The sequence below is a fragment of the Streptomyces aurantiacus JA 4570 genome (genome assembly GCF_000414115.1).
Lineage (GTDB): Bacteria > Actinomycetota > Actinomycetes > Streptomycetales > Streptomycetaceae > Streptomyces > Streptomyces aurantiacus_A.
The window spans coordinates 71,883-86,734 of record NZ_AOPZ01000337.1; the positions used below are offsets into that span (position 1 = coordinate 71,883).

Below are 14,852 nucleotides of genomic sequence, written 5' to 3' on the forward strand. Positions count from 1 at the left end.
CGCGGATGCTCGCCGGAGCGGCGTCACTTCGTCCGGTCGCCCAGGGAGGGCTGTTCGTCGACGTAGTGCTGGAGTACGTCGCAGACGTACTGGAACTCGTTCATCAGGCGTGCGGCCTCCACCAGGAGCACGCCGTACGGGTAGCCCGGATCGCTCAGCGGCAGGCCGTCCTGTTCGGCTCGCTCGGTGAGCCGGCGGCGGCACCGCTGTGCCTGCTTCGCCAGCTCGCCCAGTCGGCGGGCCTGCCGGCGCAGCGATCCCTCCGCCAGCGTCTCCAGGACCTGGGTGATCCGGGAGATCGACTCCAGGAAGTCGGCGTAGTCGCACAGCAGACGCCGGTCCTTCGGGTCGCCGTCCCGCTCCCACTGGTCAAGACTGCGGGTGAGCGAAGCGACCTGGTACATCGTCCGTTCCAGCGCTTGGTGCACCGCGCCGTACCCCTCGAAACTGGTCCTGCCGCGGTGCCGCCGGAGACGGCTGCGCGGGTTGTAGTAGACACTCTCGCGCGCCGTCCGCAGCCCGTCCTCGGCCCGCGCGATGAGGGCGCCGGTCTGCTCGGCCCGGACGCGCCAGTGCCGGACGCGCTCCTCGTCCATCGCGTCGTGCCGCATGGCCGGATACATGTCGCTGATCAGGTTGCACAGAGTGCCGGCCAGGGCGTGGATGGCGTACTCGGCACTGCGATGGCGCAGTGGCGGGATCACGGTCATGTTGATGACGACGCCGACGCCGCATCCGATGAGAACCAGCAGCACGATCTGCCCCAGATGAGTGACCTTGCCGAGTCCGGCCGGCGCCGTCACGTAGGTGGCGAAGGCGAAGAACGCCGCCGTCGCCACCTGTGAGCCCTGGGTCCCCAGGGCGGGCCAGAGCCCGATGGCCAGCGCCACCACCGTCACGAGCGCGAACGTGAGCAGATCCGGACCGGCCAGGAACCCCAGGACCGCCTGGACGGCCACCCCGGCCGTGACGGCCCCTACGTAGCGCAGTGAGTGCAGCAAGGACTCGTACACCGTCACGCGCATGATCAGCACGGCGGAGAAGGGCGCGAACGCGGGCGACCGCGCGCCGAGGACGTCGTACGCGAGAGTCCAGGAGACCGTCGCGGCCAGTGTGCTCTTGGCGAGCAGCAGCAACGTATGGCGTTCGTGCCCCTCGCCGCCCCGGGCCCGGCTCCACCACTGCCGCATCCGGGCCACCCGGCCCTGTGCCGCGGGGGACTCCCGCCGCTGTGTCTGAACAGCCATGCACGCTCCGTTCCTCATTCCGGGGCCCGGGTCTGCCGGCGGGCCGACAATCCGGCGGCAGACCGATCGGCCCCACCAGTACCCCCACATCCCGGGCGCACCCACACCGGCATCCCGGCTCCTGGCCACCTAGCCTGGACGTCATGGATCCGCTTGCCGAGTTGGACACACGCATCGCAGGCTGCACCGCCTGCCCGCGGCTGGTCGCGTGGCGGGAGGAGGTCGGGCGGGTCAAGCGGGCCGCGTACAGGGACTGGACGTACTGGGCCCGGCCGGTGCCGGGGTTCGGTCCTGCGGATGCCTCGCTGCTGGTGATCGGGCTCGCCCCGGCCGCGCACGGGGGCAACCGGACGGGCCGGATGTTCACGGGCGACCGGTCCGGAGACGTGCTGTACGGCGCGCTGTACGAGGTGGGGCTGGCGTCCGGCCCGGTGTCGGTGTCCGTGGACGACGGCCTGACGCTGCGCGGGGTACGGGTGACCTCGCCGGTGCACTGCGCGCCGCCGGAGAACAAGCCGACGCCGGGGGAGCGGGACACGTGCAGGCCGTGGCTGGTGCGGGAGCTGGAGTTGCTGGGGCCGCGGCTGCGGGCGGCGGTGGTGCTGGGGGCGTTCGGCTGGCAGGCGGCGTTGCCCGCGTTCGCGGCGGCTGGGTGGCGGTTGCCGAGGCCGCGGCCGGCGTTCGCGCACGGCGCGCGGGTGACGCTGGAGCGGGCGGCGCCGCCGACCGAAGCCGCCGGTGGATCCGGTCCGGGCCCGGTCACCCTGTACGGCTGCTTCCACGTCAGCCAACGCAACACGTTCACCGGCCGGTTGACCCCGGACATGCTCAAGGACGTCCTGCGGGCGGCGGCGGGCGAGGCGGGCATTCCGCCGTACGACGCCCGGGCGGCGGCCTGAGCGTCCGGCTCACCGAGGCCCGGCGGTGCCCGCACCGCCCCCGCATGACCCCCGCTACCGGACCCGCGTGGCCGCGTCAGCTCAGGCTCTCAGGCCGGCTCGGCCGCGGTGTGCTGTCCAGGAGGGGAGGGCCATCGGGGTGGGTCGTTGTCCGCCCGGTGCCGAGGACGATGGACAGTGCCAGCACAAGTAGGGCCAGTGGTGCGGAGAATGCCCAGCGTGCCGCCTGGAGCGGGCCCAGATCGGCAGTCGCCTGGAGAGTCAGGCCCACGAGTGCGGCACCGATCACCGACCCGATCCGCTGTCCGGTGGAGAAGATGCCGGAGGCCACGCCCAGCCACTTCTCGGGCAGCGTGGCCAGTCCCAGGTTGACCGGGCCCGCGAACACCACTCCCATTCCGATCCCGAACACCACGAGGCCCGGCACGAGCGCGCTCGGCCCGCTGCCGAGTGTCGCTATGATCCAGATCGTGCCCAACAGGAAGCAGATCAGCCCTGTCACGCTGACTTGCCGGGCTCCGCGCGGCCGGTCGGTCCAGCGTCCGCCGAGGACGGCGCAAGGCACCGACACCGCGGGGGCGATCGCGAGGACCAGGCCGGCGTCGGCCGGCGAAAGACCGGCATGTTGCAGGACGTAGGCAGACAGAAAGAACATGGCGGTCACGGCGGCGGGCAGGGAGGCCGCGACCACGGTCATGGCCAAGAACATGCGATGGCCCAGCAGTTCGAACGGCAGGAGGGCATGTCCATCCCGCCTGCCTCTCTGCTGGAACGCCAGGGCTGTGACGGCCACCAGGGTGAGCGGCGCCGCCACGGCGACGATGTTTCCTTGGCCGGCGTGCAACAGGGAGACGGCCAATCCGGCGATGCTCAGGGTCAACAGGGCTGCTCCGGTGATGTCGACAGCGGCCTTCTGAGGGCCGGGTCGGGGGGCCCAGTGCCAGAGCAGGGCGCCGGCGACGACACCGAGGGGGACGGTGACCCAGAAGATCGACCGCCACCCGAACAGCGTCGTCAGCAGCCCGCCGACGGTCGGGCCGGCGGCCACCGCGACCCCGGCCACCATTCCGCCGAGGCCGAAAGCGAAGCCACGGCGGTGGACTGGTGTGACAGTGAACGTGAGAGAAACGATGTGCGGAGTCACCAGCCCCGCCCCGAGACCTTGAACGGCTCGGCCGGCGACAAGGAACGTCCCGCTCGTGGCCACGGCGCACGACGCGGAGCCGAGGACGAATACGCCCAGACCGAGAAGAAGTATGCGTGTGCTGCCGAACCGGTCCCCCAGCCGCCCGGCCGCCACCAGGGTTGAAGCAAGGGCGACCATGTACGCGTTGATCACCCACATCAGCGTCGTCAGACCTATGGAAAGACTGTCGATCAGAGTCGGCGCCGCAAGGTTGATCGCGTAGCTCTCCATGCCGATCGTGAACGACACAAGGTTGAGCATGCCCACGACGGCCCACGAGGCGCGTCCGGAATTGGATTTCATATCTGGATCCTGAGCCAGAAGTGGTGCAGCAGTATGATCCACCTTCATGCGCGAAACATGGGCCACTTTGCGGGAGCTTCTCCTTCCGGACGGAGCGTCGCTCGATGCCACGAGGCCGCGCCGTCACCTGGAGACGCAACTGAGAACCGCCATCACCAGCGGTCGGTTGGTCCCGGGAACACGGCTGCCGTCGACCCGCGATCTCGCTCGCCAGCTGAACGTCTCCCGAGGCACGACGCTGGCCGTGTACGAGCAGCTCGTGGCCGAGGGCTACCTGGAGAGCAAGCGGGGGTCAGCGACCCGAGTGACCTGCGGAGGCGTTCCCCGTCCTCCGTACCCCGCCCCTGGTGAAACTCCCCAGCCCTTCCAGGAACAGGTCCTGCACTGTGATCTCGACCCGGGATTTCCCTCCCTGTCCGCTTTTCCGCGCACCGCGTGGTTGGCCGCGTACCGGGCCGGCTTGAGCGCCCTGACGGACGCCGAACTTGGCTATCCGCCTCCTGCGGGCCTCCTCTCCTTGCGCCGCGAAGTCGCGAGCTATCTCGGCCGAGTTCGGTCGATGCCCACGTCGACGGACGATCTCGTCATTACCGGAGGGACGTTCGACGCCCTGGCCGTGATCGCCGACTGCCTTCGGGAAGCGGGACACTCGACCATCGCGGTCGAGGACCCCAGCAACCCGCATCTCCTGCGGATGTTCACCGCCCATGGACTGGAGCCGGTCCCGATCGCCGTGGACGAAGAGGGACTGGACGTTTCCCGACTTGACGGCAGCGGCTGCCGAGCCGTCCTTGTCACGCCCGCCCACCAGTACCCACTTGGTGTGCAACTCTCGCCCCAACGACGACGCGCCCTGATCGATTGGGCGATCAAAGGCGACTGCCTGGTGATCGAGGACGATTACGACGCTGAGTACCGCTACGACCGCGCTGCGCTCGGTGCGCTACGCACGCTGGCCCCCACTGTCGTTGCCTACCTCGGCACGCTCAGCAAAACGCTGGCCCCTGGGCTCCGTATCGGATGGCTCGCTGCACCCGCATGGCTGTGCGCGTCCGTGAGGAACAGAAAGCACGTCGGCGACCGGGGCGACAACGTCATCACGCAGGCCGCGGTCAGAGAGTTCCTGGGTACAGGAGGCTACGACCGTCACCTTCGGTCCACCCGGCTGCAGTACCGCCGTCTACGCGAGAACCTGCTGGAGAGCGTCTCCACACACCTGCCCGACTGCACACCCATCGGGATCGAGGCCGGTTTGCACGTGGTGATCCGCCTGCCCGAGCACGAGCAGGACAGCACTCTGGTGGAACACCTGGCCACGGCAGGCATCCGTGTCGCAGCCCTCACCGCCTACCGTCACCACCACTCAGGCTTTCCCGGCCTCGTCCTCGGATGGGCCCAGGCCCGGCCGAACCAACTGGCCACCAGCATCCAGACACTTGCCGGGATCCGCGGAATCCTCGCCTCCGAGCGTCGCACCCCTGCGGCCCGCCCCGGCCTGCGCGACTCCCTCTGAAGGAAACGCCCTAGTCGTGGAAGGCCGTGGTCGCATCGAGCGCCGCCCGGGCGGTCGTGACCCGGTTCACGGGGGCGGTCTCGTCGGCGAAGCCGAAGGAGATGCCCACGAGCAGCTTTCCTCCCGTGACGCCGAGTTCGGCCCGGACGGTGTCGGCGTAGAAGCTGAGCAGCCCCTGCGGGCAACTGTCCACGCCGTACGCGGTCATCGCCAGGAGCAGAGTCTGCATGTAGGCGCCGACGTCCGCGGCCAGGCGGGTCCCGCCGTCACCGGTGACGAACAGGAACGCGGCGTGCGGCGCGCCGTAGAAGCGCAGGCTCTCCGCGTCGTAGGCCGCGCGTGCCGCGTGGTCGTCGGGGGCGATGCCCAGCGCTCCGTACAGTTCGGCGCCGAACGCCGCCCGGCGAGCCTGGTGCACCTGTGCGTACATGTCCTCGGAGTACGGGAGGTCGACCGAGGTGCGCCGCTCGGCGTGGGCGGCCTGTAGGGCAGCAGCGAGGCGCTCACGTGTGGCGCCGCTCGCGACCTCCACCTGCCAGGGCTGCGCGTTGGAATTGGAGGGCGCGGCACCGGCCAGCGAGAAGATCGCGCGCAGGGTGTCCGCGGGCACGGGGTCAGGGCGGAACGCGCGGGTGGCGTGCCGACCGCGTATCAACTTCTCGGCGCAGCCGCTCAGTTCGGTGGGGGTCGGTGCGTTTGGCGTGTTCGGCGTGGTCATGGAGCACTCCTCTGTAGTAGCCGAGGTAAACGGGGGCGTTTACTTTGCTGGCTGGACCATAGCAAGCCGTCCCCGTCTAAGTAAACGCACACGTATACTTCCCGCATGAGCACGACGACTGCGGCGTCCCGGCCGGGCGGGCGTGGGGGCCGGGAGCGCATCCTGGCCGCCGCCGCCCGGCTGTTCGCGACCCAGGGGATCAACCCGACCGGCATGGAACAGGTCGCGGAGGAAGCGCCGGTGTCCAAGCGGACGCTGTACGCGCACTTCCGGACCAAGAGCGACCTGGTCATCGCCCACTTGCAGGACCTCGCCTCGTCGGGCGCCACCCTGGAGAGCGCGCTGACCCGCGAGGACATCTCTCCGCGGGAACGGATCCTCGGGCTGTTCGACCAGCCCGCGGCGGACGCGGCGCCGGTGCGCGGGTGCCCGTTCATCGACGCCGCCGCGGAGTTCCCCGACCCGCGGAGCGCGGTCCACGCCTACGCCCGCGAACAGAAGCTGCGGATGGTGCGGTTGGTCACCGCCCTCGTGACGGAGCTGGGCTGCCGCGAACCCGCCGCGCTGGCCGAGCAGTTGGTGACCCTCGCGGACGGGGCGGCCAGTCGTGCCATGGTGCTGGACGAGCCGGACTACGGCAGGCACGCGCGGGCGGCGGCAGAAGTCCTCCTCGACCGCGCCCTGCCGGGCGTGGGCTGACGGCGCGGGCGCACCCCACCGTTACGCGGACGCCCCTGAAACAACCCCGGGCCAGGTTGTCGCCGCCGGGCGCACCGCGCACACTGGCCGCGTGAGCGTACGGGACCGGATCGGACGGGACTTGCTCGCCGCGGTGGAACTCGGCGCGGCCGCGGACGAGTTGGGCGCGGAGATCTCTCGTGTGGTCGCGTCCGTCGTGCCGCACGACGCCGCGGCGCTGATCGCCACGACCCCCACGGCGGGGCTCGGCATCGCCTCCTTCACCTTCTGGCAGGGCATCGAGCCCGACGTCGGCCGGGCCCTGGTCCGCCGCTTCTACGCCGGGAACGACCCGCACCCGCCACGGACGCTCGCCCGGCGTGCGCTCCCCGTCGGCATCCTGCACGCCGCACGCGGCGGCGCCCGGACGCCGGAGGGCGTCAGCCCGCGCTCGTCGCTCGCCGCCCTCGGCGTCGGCAGCGAGCTGCAGTTGCTCATCCGGGACGCGCGCGGAGTGTGGGGCATGCTCGGCCTGCTGCGGTCCCAGGGCGCCGGGCTCTTCAGCGAGGCCGACGCGCGGCGCGCGGCGGAGCTCGCACCGCTGCTCGTGGCCTTCCTACGGGGATACGTCACCAGGGCCCCGCTCGTCCCCACCGCGCCCCTGCCGGCGCCCGGCGTGACCATCGTCGGCGCGGACGGCGCCGTCCGGGCCGGTACACCCCAGGGCCGGGCGTGGAGCGAGCAACTCCGCGGCGCCGTGCGGGACCCGGCCTGGGTCGCCGAGGCGTTCCTGACGGGGCTGGCCACGTACGCACGACGACAAGCGCACGACCCGCTCACCGGCCCCCCGACCCTCATCGGACCCGCCGCGGCGTACGGCCGCTGGATCGTCTGTCAGGCGCAGCCCTTGGACGGCGAGGCGCGGGGTGACCTGGCCGTCGTCGTGCACGCGGCGACGGGCGAGCACATGCTGCCGTCCTTCTGCGACTGGTACGGCATCACCGCCCGCGAGCGCGAGGTCGTCCGCCACCTCAGTCAGGGAACCGCGCCCCAACGCGTCGCCCGGTACCTGGACGTGTCGAGGAACACCGTGAACGACCACATCAGAGCGGTCTTCCGGAAGACCGGCGCGGGCGGCCGCGCGGAACTGCTCGCCGCCATCACGTGACTGGGCTGGCCTTCATCGCACGGCCGGGCGGGGCTCGTCGTCATCACGTGGCGGGGCTCGCCGCGATCTCTGAGCCGGGCAACGCTTGATCAGGCAACGAGGGGCCCCGCCGCGACGGGGGAGCGCGGCGGGGCCTTACGGCCTTTTTCCCGCATCCGGGCGGGCTATGCCTCGTTCCCTCTTCTCCGTTGGGCCCGACTCCGCCGGGCGCCGGTCATACGGGACCGAATCCGGCATAGCGGCGCGCCGCTCACGTTCCCGCCGCTGCCGCCTCGACCACCGCTTCCCCGGCACGCGTACGCGCGTACAACACCTGCCGCCCGGCCCGATGCGCGCTCACCAGGCCCGCCGTGCGCAGGGCGGTCAGATGCTGCGACACGCCGCCGGGGGTGAGGCCGCTGCGGCGGGCGAGTTCCGTCGTGGAGGCAGGTGCGGTCAGCTCGGCGAGGAGCAGGGCGCGCGAGCGGCCCATGACTCCCGCGAGCGCCTCGGAGACGGGGGCGGTGCGCGACTGCCACAGGGCGCCGACGCCGCGTGGCGGGTAACGCAGCGACGGCTGCCATGCCTCGCCGAGGACGGAGAAGATGCGCGGCCAGACGAAGGCCGACGGCACAAGGAGCAGGCCCCGGCCGTCCAGGCGGCGCGGACCGCGCGCCGTGCGGTGGGCCAGGTGCAGGGTCCCGTCGGCCCAGGCGACCTGGGGGTCCAGGTCCGTGAACAGGTGGTGCGCGCCGCCGTCCACCAGGCGGCCCGCGCGGTAGCGGATGTCGTTCTCCAACAGGGTGAGGATCCGTGGCCAGTAGGGGGCGAGGGCCAGCTCCCAGTACGCCTCGATCACGTCGGCAAGGCGGCCGAGCCGCGCGGCCGGGTCGGCGCGCAGGGCCGCCATGCGCGCCTCCGGCACCGCCGACGTCGTCGTCAGCAGCTCCGGCGGCGTGGCCCGCAGCGTCGCCAGCTCCATGGCCAGCGACGGCAGCGGAGTCAGGGGCGGAGGGCACAGGAAGGAGGGGACACTGCCCGTCCACGGCGACCGGGACGGCACCGGGATCAGGTCGAACAGGGCGCCGAAGTCGAGCGCGGCGGCGGCGAGCCGCGGCCGGACCTGCTCCGTCCACGTACGGTGCAGGCCGTGTTCGTCGGCGCCCTTGAGCACCCGCACGCTCGCCACCACCTCCCACAGCGGGGACAGCGCGAAGCGCGTGCGGGCGACGTCCTCCCGGCCGAACTCGATCTCGATCATTCAGAGGAGGCTAAATCAGTAGGGAGATCATCAGGCCGCCGCCCACTGTGTGCGCATGCATCCAGATCCCGGGTCTCCGTGGCGCGTCCGCGGTTTCCGCACGCTCTTCACGGCAAGCGCGCTCAGCCACCTCGGCACCAACGTCGGCTATGTCGCGATCCCGCTGCTCGCCGTCACCGTTCTCGACGCGACCCCCGGCCAGGCGGGCGCCCTCGCCGCCCTTTCGACCGCCGCCTTCCTGCTCATCGGGCTGCCCGCGGGGGCCTGGGTGGACCGGCTGCCCGGCCGCCGGATCCTGGTCGCCGCCGACGCCGCGCGGGCCGTGCTGCTCGCCTCCGTGCCCGTCGCCTGGTACCTGGACGCGCTGTCGCTGCCGCAGCTCTACGCGGTCGTGCTCCTGAACGGCTGCGCCACGGTCTTCTTCGACGTCGGCTCGCAGAGCATCCTGCCCGAACTCGTCGGCCGGGAGCGCCTGGTGCCCGCCAACACCGCCGTGGTGAGCCTGATGGCCGGAGCCAACGTCGCGGGGCGGGGCGCGGGCGGACTGCTGGTGCAGCTCCTCACCGCGCCCCTGGCCGTCCTCGGCGCGGCCGTCGCCTACCTGGCCGCCGCCATCGGCCTTGTCGGCGTACGGAGTCCGGGCGGGCGCGCCGCGGCACCGGCCGGGCGGCGGCTGCGGGACGACATCGCGGAGGGGGTGCGGCACGTCTTCGGCAGCCGCGAGCTGCGCGCGCTCGCGCTCACCGCGACGCTCGGCAACCTCGGCGCACAGATGATCAATGCCATGCTGCCGGTCCTGTTCACCCGTGATCTGGGCCTGTCGGCGGGAATGCTCGGCCTGTACTGGGCGGCCGGCGGCGCGGGCATCCTGCTCGGCGCCACCTGCGCCCGCCGCCTCGCCGACCGCTTCGGGCACGGACGCGCTCTGGGGCTCGCCGGGCTGTGGTTCGCCCCCGCCGGCCTCGCCGTCGGCCTGGTCGGGCGCGGGCCCTGGCTCTGGGTGGCCACGGCGGGCTGGCTGGCGGCCATGACGAAGATCGGCGTGGACAACGTCCTCGGCGTCAGCCTCCGCCAGCGCCTGACCCCCGACGCGCTCCTCGGCCGAATGAACGCCACCTTCCGCTTCCTGCTCACCGGCGCGCTCGCCGTCGGTTCCGCCCTGGCCGGACTCATCGGCGAACTCGCGGGCGTGCGGGTGGCGGTGTGGGCGGGAGCCGTGTGCCTGACCGTCGCGTTCCTGCCGGTCCTGTGTTCCCCGGTGCGCACGCTGCGCGAGCTGCCGCCGTCTCCGCTGATGCGGCCGCCCCGGCCCGGGGCGCCGACGGCCACGCCGCGGAGCTGAACGCGCTCGTCGGCGTACCCTGAAATTGAATGGATGCGAATGGGTGGTGTCGATGCTGTTGCGGGCACTGTCTCTCTTGATTCTCGGAACGACTCTGTTCGTGGCGGTCACCTTCGCTATCGAATGGTCCGATTTCGTGGGCGGGGGATGGGTGGGCTGGCTGATCGGCTCTCTGATCGGAATTGTCGGCGTCAAATTCGCATGGGAGACCTGGCTGAAAGGTGAAAGCGAGGCTTGGCTGCAGGGATTCTGGAAGGAGGTGGCGGAAACTTCCGAAGAGCGTGTTCACGCAGGTGGTGCCGCAAGCGCGGAACCGGTCGTGAAGGTGACCTTCCCGGCGTCGAGTGACGACGCCGGGGGCTGCTACTGGGATGGTTCTATGGCGCTCTTCCATCATTCCGATGGTGCATCCAGTGCTGTTGATATTTCCGGTGGATGCTTTATGGATCGCCTCGCTGTGTTGTCCCACGTGCACCCACCTGAACCGGATAAGACCCTCACTGTGACGCCCGGCGACACCTGGGTTTCGGACTCGCGGAACCAGGTGGGTGAAGAATAGAAAAGCTGAATTTCCGGCCGTGCCCGCCGCCCGCCGGGACCTAGCTTTTCGCGGCGGCAGCCAGGCGGTCCTGGAGGCGGGCGTGGCGGAACTGGTAGACCGCCCCTGCCTGGCGCAGCACACCGCGCTGGTGGGCGTCGTCGAGGAAGCGCATCAGCCGCCAGGGCAGATCACCCCGCAGAGCGAGCCAGGTTCTGCTGAGCAGGTACCAGCCCCACGTGCTGGCGGCGAGACCGGTTTGGAAGCGTCCGGCGAGCCGCCCGGCCACGCCCAGAGCGAGGCCGCCGCCGAGCCCGGCGGTCAGGGCCCAGGTGAAGCCCGCGTCGAGGCCGAATCCGTACCGTCCGATGGCGAGGCCGGCCAGCAACCCCGCACCGAGGGATTCCACGACGAGGCGAATGGCGCTGACCAGCCGGTCATTACGCAAAAGCCTGCACGCTGGGGGAACGGATGGCGTCGGCCGGGGCGTTGAGCCACATCATGGCCGCGAAGGCGATCCCGGCGCTGAGCCCGGCAGTGCCGGCCGCCTTCATCGCGGACCGCACCCCGCCGCCCATCTCGAACCCCAGCCCCGCTGCGATGCCGAAGGCGGACGCGGCTCCGGCACCCATCATCAGACCGACGGATAGCCCCAGGGCGAGCTTCCTGCCGAGCAGCCGGAGCCGACCGCGTATCTGGAGGTTGGCGTATCCGGGATGGGAGGGGGCCATGGCCACCAGGCCCGCGCTGAGGCCGCCCGCGACACCGGCCACCATGCCGACCCCGAGCCCGAGTCCGAGTGCCACGCCGATGCCGGCGACGGCTCCCGTCAGCAGCTCAAGGACCATGCCGATCACTCGCCGCCCCGTTCGGGGGAAGATCCAGTGCAGTTGCCACCAGGCCAGGTCGCGAGTCGTGTGCCGCTCCATGTGGGCGGCCACGAACGACAGCCATCGATGGGCCAGTTCGGGTGAGTACTGGGGAGGGCTGGTGCCTGGCCCGTCGTCCGGCGGGGGCGGGCGCTGGGCGTAGACGGCCGAGACGAACGAGTCCAGCAGGTGCCCCTCGAGGGCGGCCCGGTCGCGGAACCGGCCGGAGTCCAGGAGTTCGGCGGGATCGGCGGTGGGTGCAGAGTAGACGGCACGAGCCAGCACCGCTATCAGCGGCGAGGACAGTGCCTGGGCCAGCGGCCCTCCCGGGCATGCGCGCAGGTGCGCCAGTACCGGCCCCCATCGGAGCTCGGCCGCCGGACCGCCTGCGGACAGGAACACGACGACCTCCCGTACGCCTACCGGTTCCAGTTCCACCACCGCCGCGGTGGTCAGCACGGTGCCACCGGTGGCCACTGCCGTCTCGTACTCCTCGCTGCGGCATGTGATCACCAAGGGACGGCCGGGGGCTATCTGGTCGAGCGCCTCGATCGCCGCGGTGTGCAGTTCGGCGGGGATCTCGTCCAGGCCGTCCAGGACGGGGACGACACGGCCGTCGGTGACCAACCGGGGCGCTGCCTGTGGCCCGAACACCTCGGAGTTCACCAGCGCCGGATAGTCCTCGACGAGGCGGCGGATGACCCACGCGTCCAGCTGCTCGGCACGCGGATCCCACGAGGAGAGCGACAACAGCACCGGCACCGGCCCACCGTGCGCCCGCCGGTGCTTCAACAACCCCAGGGTCAGCAGGATGGCCAGCACCGTCTTGCCCGCTCCGGGTGCGCCGAGCAGCACCAACTGGCGGCGGGGCAGCCGCACATACTTGCCCGCGATGTCGTCGATCCCGCCACGCAGACGGAGCCGCGTCGGCCGCCCGCCCACCACGCCCTCGCCGAGTACGGCAGCCGCCGACGCGGCCACCGGGAGGCCGGTTGAGGACCACCTCACCTGCAGCGGCTGGGGCCGGTGCAGCATCCGCGTCTGCGCCTCGGCGCTCCACTGCCGGTGTACCGTCTCCGCCAGTTCCTGCGCCGCGTGCCGCAGCCGCTCCTCGCCTCCGCTTCCGGCATGGGCAAGCGCCGCCGCCCCCTGGCGACGGCGCACCTCCAGCACTGCTGCGGCCACCGCCGCCAGGGCCGCGACGGGCCAGGCCAGCCACAGATAGGGCCGGACCCGGTCCGGCACGGTGTTGCCGGCGATATTGGTGGCCAACGGGACCACCAGCACGGTCAGCACGAAGATCAAGACCACTGTGAACTGCGAAGGACGCCACACTGACCGACACTTCCCCCCGGCATCGCGTCACCCCAGCATGCCGACGCGAGCGGCCTGATGCGTCGCGTTGCGGAACTACCCGCAGGGCGTCGCCGCACCAGTCTCTTGCGCGGTCTCCCGCCCGACATCGGGTTTGACGCGCGCTGCTGCGTGCGCCGTCACCACTTGCCGAACTCGGCGGCGGTGAGGTGGTCGTCGGTGCGTGCACCGCATGTCTGTCCGGCTCCCGGCGGGGGCGCCCCCCCCGCGTCCTCCCCGCGCAGCCCTGGCATACCGTACGCGCGTGACTTCTGCGCAGCGGCCCGACCTGGACCCCACCCGAGACGAGGAAGGTGTGCTGCTGCCCCGGCTGCGGCTCAAGGGCGTGCTGGGGCGCGGCGCGTTGTTCGGGGTGCTCGCCAACTTCGTACCGCTCGTCGGGATGTGCGTCGTCACCGAGCACCACGACCGGGAGACGTTCCTCGCGGTCGTGTCCGGGCTCGGCCTGATCGCGGGCGGCTTCCTGCTGCTGATCGGCCTGTTCTTCTGGTCGGCGTGCGGGAGCGACGTACGACGCTGGCGCGACCTGCGTACTATCACCGGCCAGACCGAGGGCCTGACGATCATGGCGCCCGCCTGCGTCCGCGCCGGCGTGGTCGGCCTGCTGCTCTTTCCCGGCCCCTACGGCCTCTACCACCTCGTGGACGGCGCCGCGTTCGGCAGCTGGCTCTACGGATCGTGAGCGGAGCGCACGCTGTGGAGCGCCGGGCGGCCATGGGGTGCGCTGGTTGAACCAGCGCACCCCATGGTCAGTTGGAGCCGGATCCTGCACTCCTTCGATTGAACGGTCTCAGCGCGGGTTGGGGAGCTGGTCCGGGTGCAGGCAGTTCCATGTGTTGGTGCCGATCGCGCCGTCCCTGGTGATACCGCACCGCGTCTGCAGGTCCCTGACGGCGCCCAGTGTCTCTCCCCCGAACTTGCCGTCCTCGGCGATCCCGTAGCCGTACATGTTGATCAGACACTGAGCATGCTCGACCGCCGAACCGCTGCTGCCCAAGCGGAGGATCGGGTGGGCCCCGGAATAGGGGCAGGGACTTTTCGCGGCTGTCACGGCCGGCGTGAGAGCGGGAGCGTCGATGGCCGGGGCGGTGGTGGCGGTGGGTGTTGCGGAGGCTCCTGAAGCCGTGGCAGTGAGCCCTCCGAGAGCCGCTGCCCCTGCGACAGCACACGCTGCCAACTTTCCGCGCAATCTCATGATCGTCTCCATCCATGGTTGGACGCCGGGGTCGTGTAGTAGGCCCGACGCAAGCACTGCTCTGAGGGCCGTCGGAGAACCTGCAAGAAGTCCTCAGACGCCTGCGCCCGGCGGAGGCAGTGCACTTCGCCCCTGGGCCGCAGTGGTTCCACGATGTCGTGAGCACCCCGAGCGGTCCTTGCCCATCCGCGCAGTCCGCTTGTCGATTCGTGCGCGGGCAAACCGTGCGGGCCCGGCGCGCGGGGCGACGACGCGTAGAGCGCGGAAGAGGAGGCGTCGCTGACGGGGCCTTGAGGTTGAAAGGCACCTACTGACGTCGATGGGCGCGGCGCACAGGTGGGTTCTTCGCTCTCGCGACGGGTTTCCCCTTGCTGCGCGCACGGCCCCGTGACCCGGGTACGCGGGCGGCGGCGCGGCCGCCTCGGCGGGCATCAGGACGAGGCGACGTATGGGGTGTGGGCCAGCGGGGAGGTGGTGGAGCTGCCCCGCGTGGTGGCTGATCCCCGGCAGAGTCATTATGCCGCCAGTGCTATGACGTCATGGTGATGCTGGTCTTGGACGTCTCAACTCGACCGCCATAGC

General features: G+C 71.2%; 14 protein-coding genes. 7 read left to right on the top strand and 7 right to left on the bottom strand.

All coding sequences use genetic code 11. The features are described from left to right. Positions 1–23 precede the first annotated feature (23 nt). A complete protein-coding gene (locus tag STRAU_RS28820; RefSeq protein WP_259300007.1) occupies positions 24–1,247 on the bottom strand; it encodes an FUSC family protein in 1,224 nt (407 codons plus the stop codon). Between the two features lie 143 nt (positions 1,248–1,390). Here STRAU_RS28820 and STRAU_RS28825 point away from each other — a divergent pair, with 143 nt between their 5' ends. Beyond that, on the top strand, positions 1,391–2,146 hold the full coding sequence (locus tag STRAU_RS28825; RefSeq protein WP_016643946.1) for a uracil-DNA glycosylase: 756 nt from the start codon (positions 1,391–1,393) through the stop codon (positions 2,144–2,146). 76 nt (positions 2,147–2,222) lie between these two features. Here the strand turns inward: STRAU_RS28825 and STRAU_RS28830 are convergent, their stop codons facing one another. Further along, a complete protein-coding gene (locus STRAU_RS28830; RefSeq protein ID WP_158692146.1) occupies positions 2,223–3,635 on the bottom strand; it encodes an MFS transporter in 1,413 nt (470 codons plus the stop codon). A 46-nt stretch (positions 3,636–3,681) separates the two neighbouring features. Here STRAU_RS28830 and pdxR point away from each other — a divergent pair, with 46 nt between their 5' ends. After that, on the top strand, positions 3,682–5,148 hold the full coding sequence (pdxR, locus tag STRAU_RS28835; RefSeq protein WP_052029327.1) for a MocR-like pyridoxine biosynthesis transcription factor PdxR: 1,467 nt from the start codon (positions 3,682–3,684) through the stop codon (positions 5,146–5,148). 10 nt (positions 5,149–5,158) lie between these two features. Here pdxR and STRAU_RS28840 read toward each other — a convergent pair whose 3' ends face one another. After that, positions 5,159–5,866: a nitroreductase gene (locus STRAU_RS28840; RefSeq protein ID WP_016643949.1), complete on the bottom strand. Its 708-nt coding sequence runs from the start codon at positions 5,864–5,866 to the stop codon at positions 5,159–5,161. Positions 5,867–5,971: 105 nt separating this feature from the next. Between STRAU_RS28840 and STRAU_RS28845 the strand changes: the two genes are divergently transcribed. Next, entirely contained in the window at positions 5,972–6,565 is a 594-nt protein-coding gene (locus tag STRAU_RS28845) for a TetR/AcrR family transcriptional regulator (protein ID WP_016643950.1), read from the top strand. A gap of 91 nt (positions 6,566–6,656) precedes the next feature. After that, entirely contained in the window at positions 6,657–7,712 is a 1,056-nt protein-coding gene (locus tag STRAU_RS28850) for a helix-turn-helix transcriptional regulator (RefSeq protein ID WP_016643951.1), read from the top strand. A gap of 250 nt (positions 7,713–7,962) precedes the next feature. On the opposite strand, the gene STRAU_RS28855 is transcribed toward STRAU_RS28850, so the two are convergent. Then, positions 7,963–8,952, bottom strand: coding sequence for an ArsR/SmtB family transcription factor (locus STRAU_RS28855; protein WP_016643952.1), 990 nt, complete (start codon positions 8,950–8,952; stop codon positions 7,963–7,965). A gap of 55 nt (positions 8,953–9,007) precedes the next feature. Between STRAU_RS28855 and STRAU_RS28860 the strand changes: the two genes are divergently transcribed. Both STRAU_RS28860 and STRAU_RS42545 read left to right on the top strand, forming a co-directional pair. Then, positions 9,008–10,294 carry an MFS transporter gene (locus STRAU_RS28860; protein ID WP_016643953.1) on the top strand — a complete coding sequence of 429 codons (1,287 nt, stop codon included), beginning with the start codon at positions 9,008–9,010 and terminating at the stop codon, positions 10,292–10,294. A gap of 43 nt (positions 10,295–10,337) precedes the next feature. Next, a complete protein-coding gene (locus STRAU_RS42545; protein ID WP_158692147.1) occupies positions 10,338–10,853 on the top strand; it encodes a hypothetical protein in 516 nt (171 codons plus the stop codon). Between the two features lie 40 nt (positions 10,854–10,893). Here the strand turns inward: STRAU_RS42545 and STRAU_RS39275 are convergent, their stop codons facing one another. Further along, a complete protein-coding gene (locus STRAU_RS39275; protein ID WP_203227476.1) occupies positions 10,894–11,241 on the bottom strand; it encodes a hypothetical protein in 348 nt (115 codons plus the stop codon). A 31-nt stretch (positions 11,242–11,272) separates the two neighbouring features. Continuing rightward, complete coding sequence (locus STRAU_RS28865; RefSeq protein WP_016643955.1) at positions 11,273–13,006, bottom strand: NACHT domain-containing protein; 1,734 nt, start codon at positions 13,004–13,006, stop codon at positions 11,273–11,275. A 313-nt stretch (positions 13,007–13,319) separates the two neighbouring features. Here STRAU_RS28865 and STRAU_RS28870 point away from each other — a divergent pair, with 313 nt between their 5' ends. Further along, positions 13,320–13,757, top strand: a complete 438-nt coding sequence (locus tag STRAU_RS28870) for a DUF6336 family protein (RefSeq protein ID WP_259300008.1) — start codon at positions 13,320–13,322, stop codon at positions 13,755–13,757. Positions 13,758–13,865: 108 nt separating this feature from the next. Here the strand turns inward: STRAU_RS28870 and STRAU_RS42550 are convergent, their stop codons facing one another. Then, positions 13,866–14,072: a peptidoglycan-binding domain-containing protein gene (locus STRAU_RS42550; protein WP_016643957.1), complete on the bottom strand. Its 207-nt coding sequence runs from the start codon at positions 14,070–14,072 to the stop codon at positions 13,866–13,868. Positions 14,073–14,852 lie beyond the last annotated feature (780 nt).

What these genes read in the sequence shown, in the direction of transcription:
- STRAU_RS28825 (WP_016643946.1), top strand. Translation starts at nt 1,391, where the DNA reads ATGGATCCGCTTGCCGAGTTGGACACACGCATCGCAGGCTGCACCGCC.
- STRAU_RS28820 (WP_259300007.1), bottom strand. Translation starts at nt 1,247, where the DNA reads ATGGCTGTTCAGACACAGCGGCGGGAGTCCCCCGCGGCACAGGGCCGG.
- STRAU_RS28840 (WP_016643949.1), bottom strand. Translation starts at nt 5,866, where the DNA reads ATGACCACGCCGAACACGCCAAACGCACCGACCCCCACCGAACTGAGC.
- STRAU_RS28845 (WP_016643950.1), top strand. Translation starts at nt 5,972, where the DNA reads ATGAGCACGACGACTGCGGCGTCCCGGCCGGGCGGGCGTGGGGGCCGG.
- STRAU_RS28860 (WP_016643953.1), top strand. Translation starts at nt 9,008, where the DNA reads ATGCATCCAGATCCCGGGTCTCCGTGGCGCGTCCGCGGTTTCCGCACG.
- STRAU_RS28830 (WP_158692146.1), bottom strand. Translation starts at nt 3,635, where the DNA reads ATGAAATCCAATTCCGGACGCGCCTCGTGGGCCGTCGTGGGCATGCTC.
- pdxR (WP_052029327.1), top strand. Translation starts at nt 3,682, where the DNA reads ATGCGCGAAACATGGGCCACTTTGCGGGAGCTTCTCCTTCCGGACGGA.
- STRAU_RS28855 (WP_016643952.1), bottom strand. Translation starts at nt 8,952, where the DNA reads ATGATCGAGATCGAGTTCGGCCGGGAGGACGTCGCCCGCACGCGCTTC.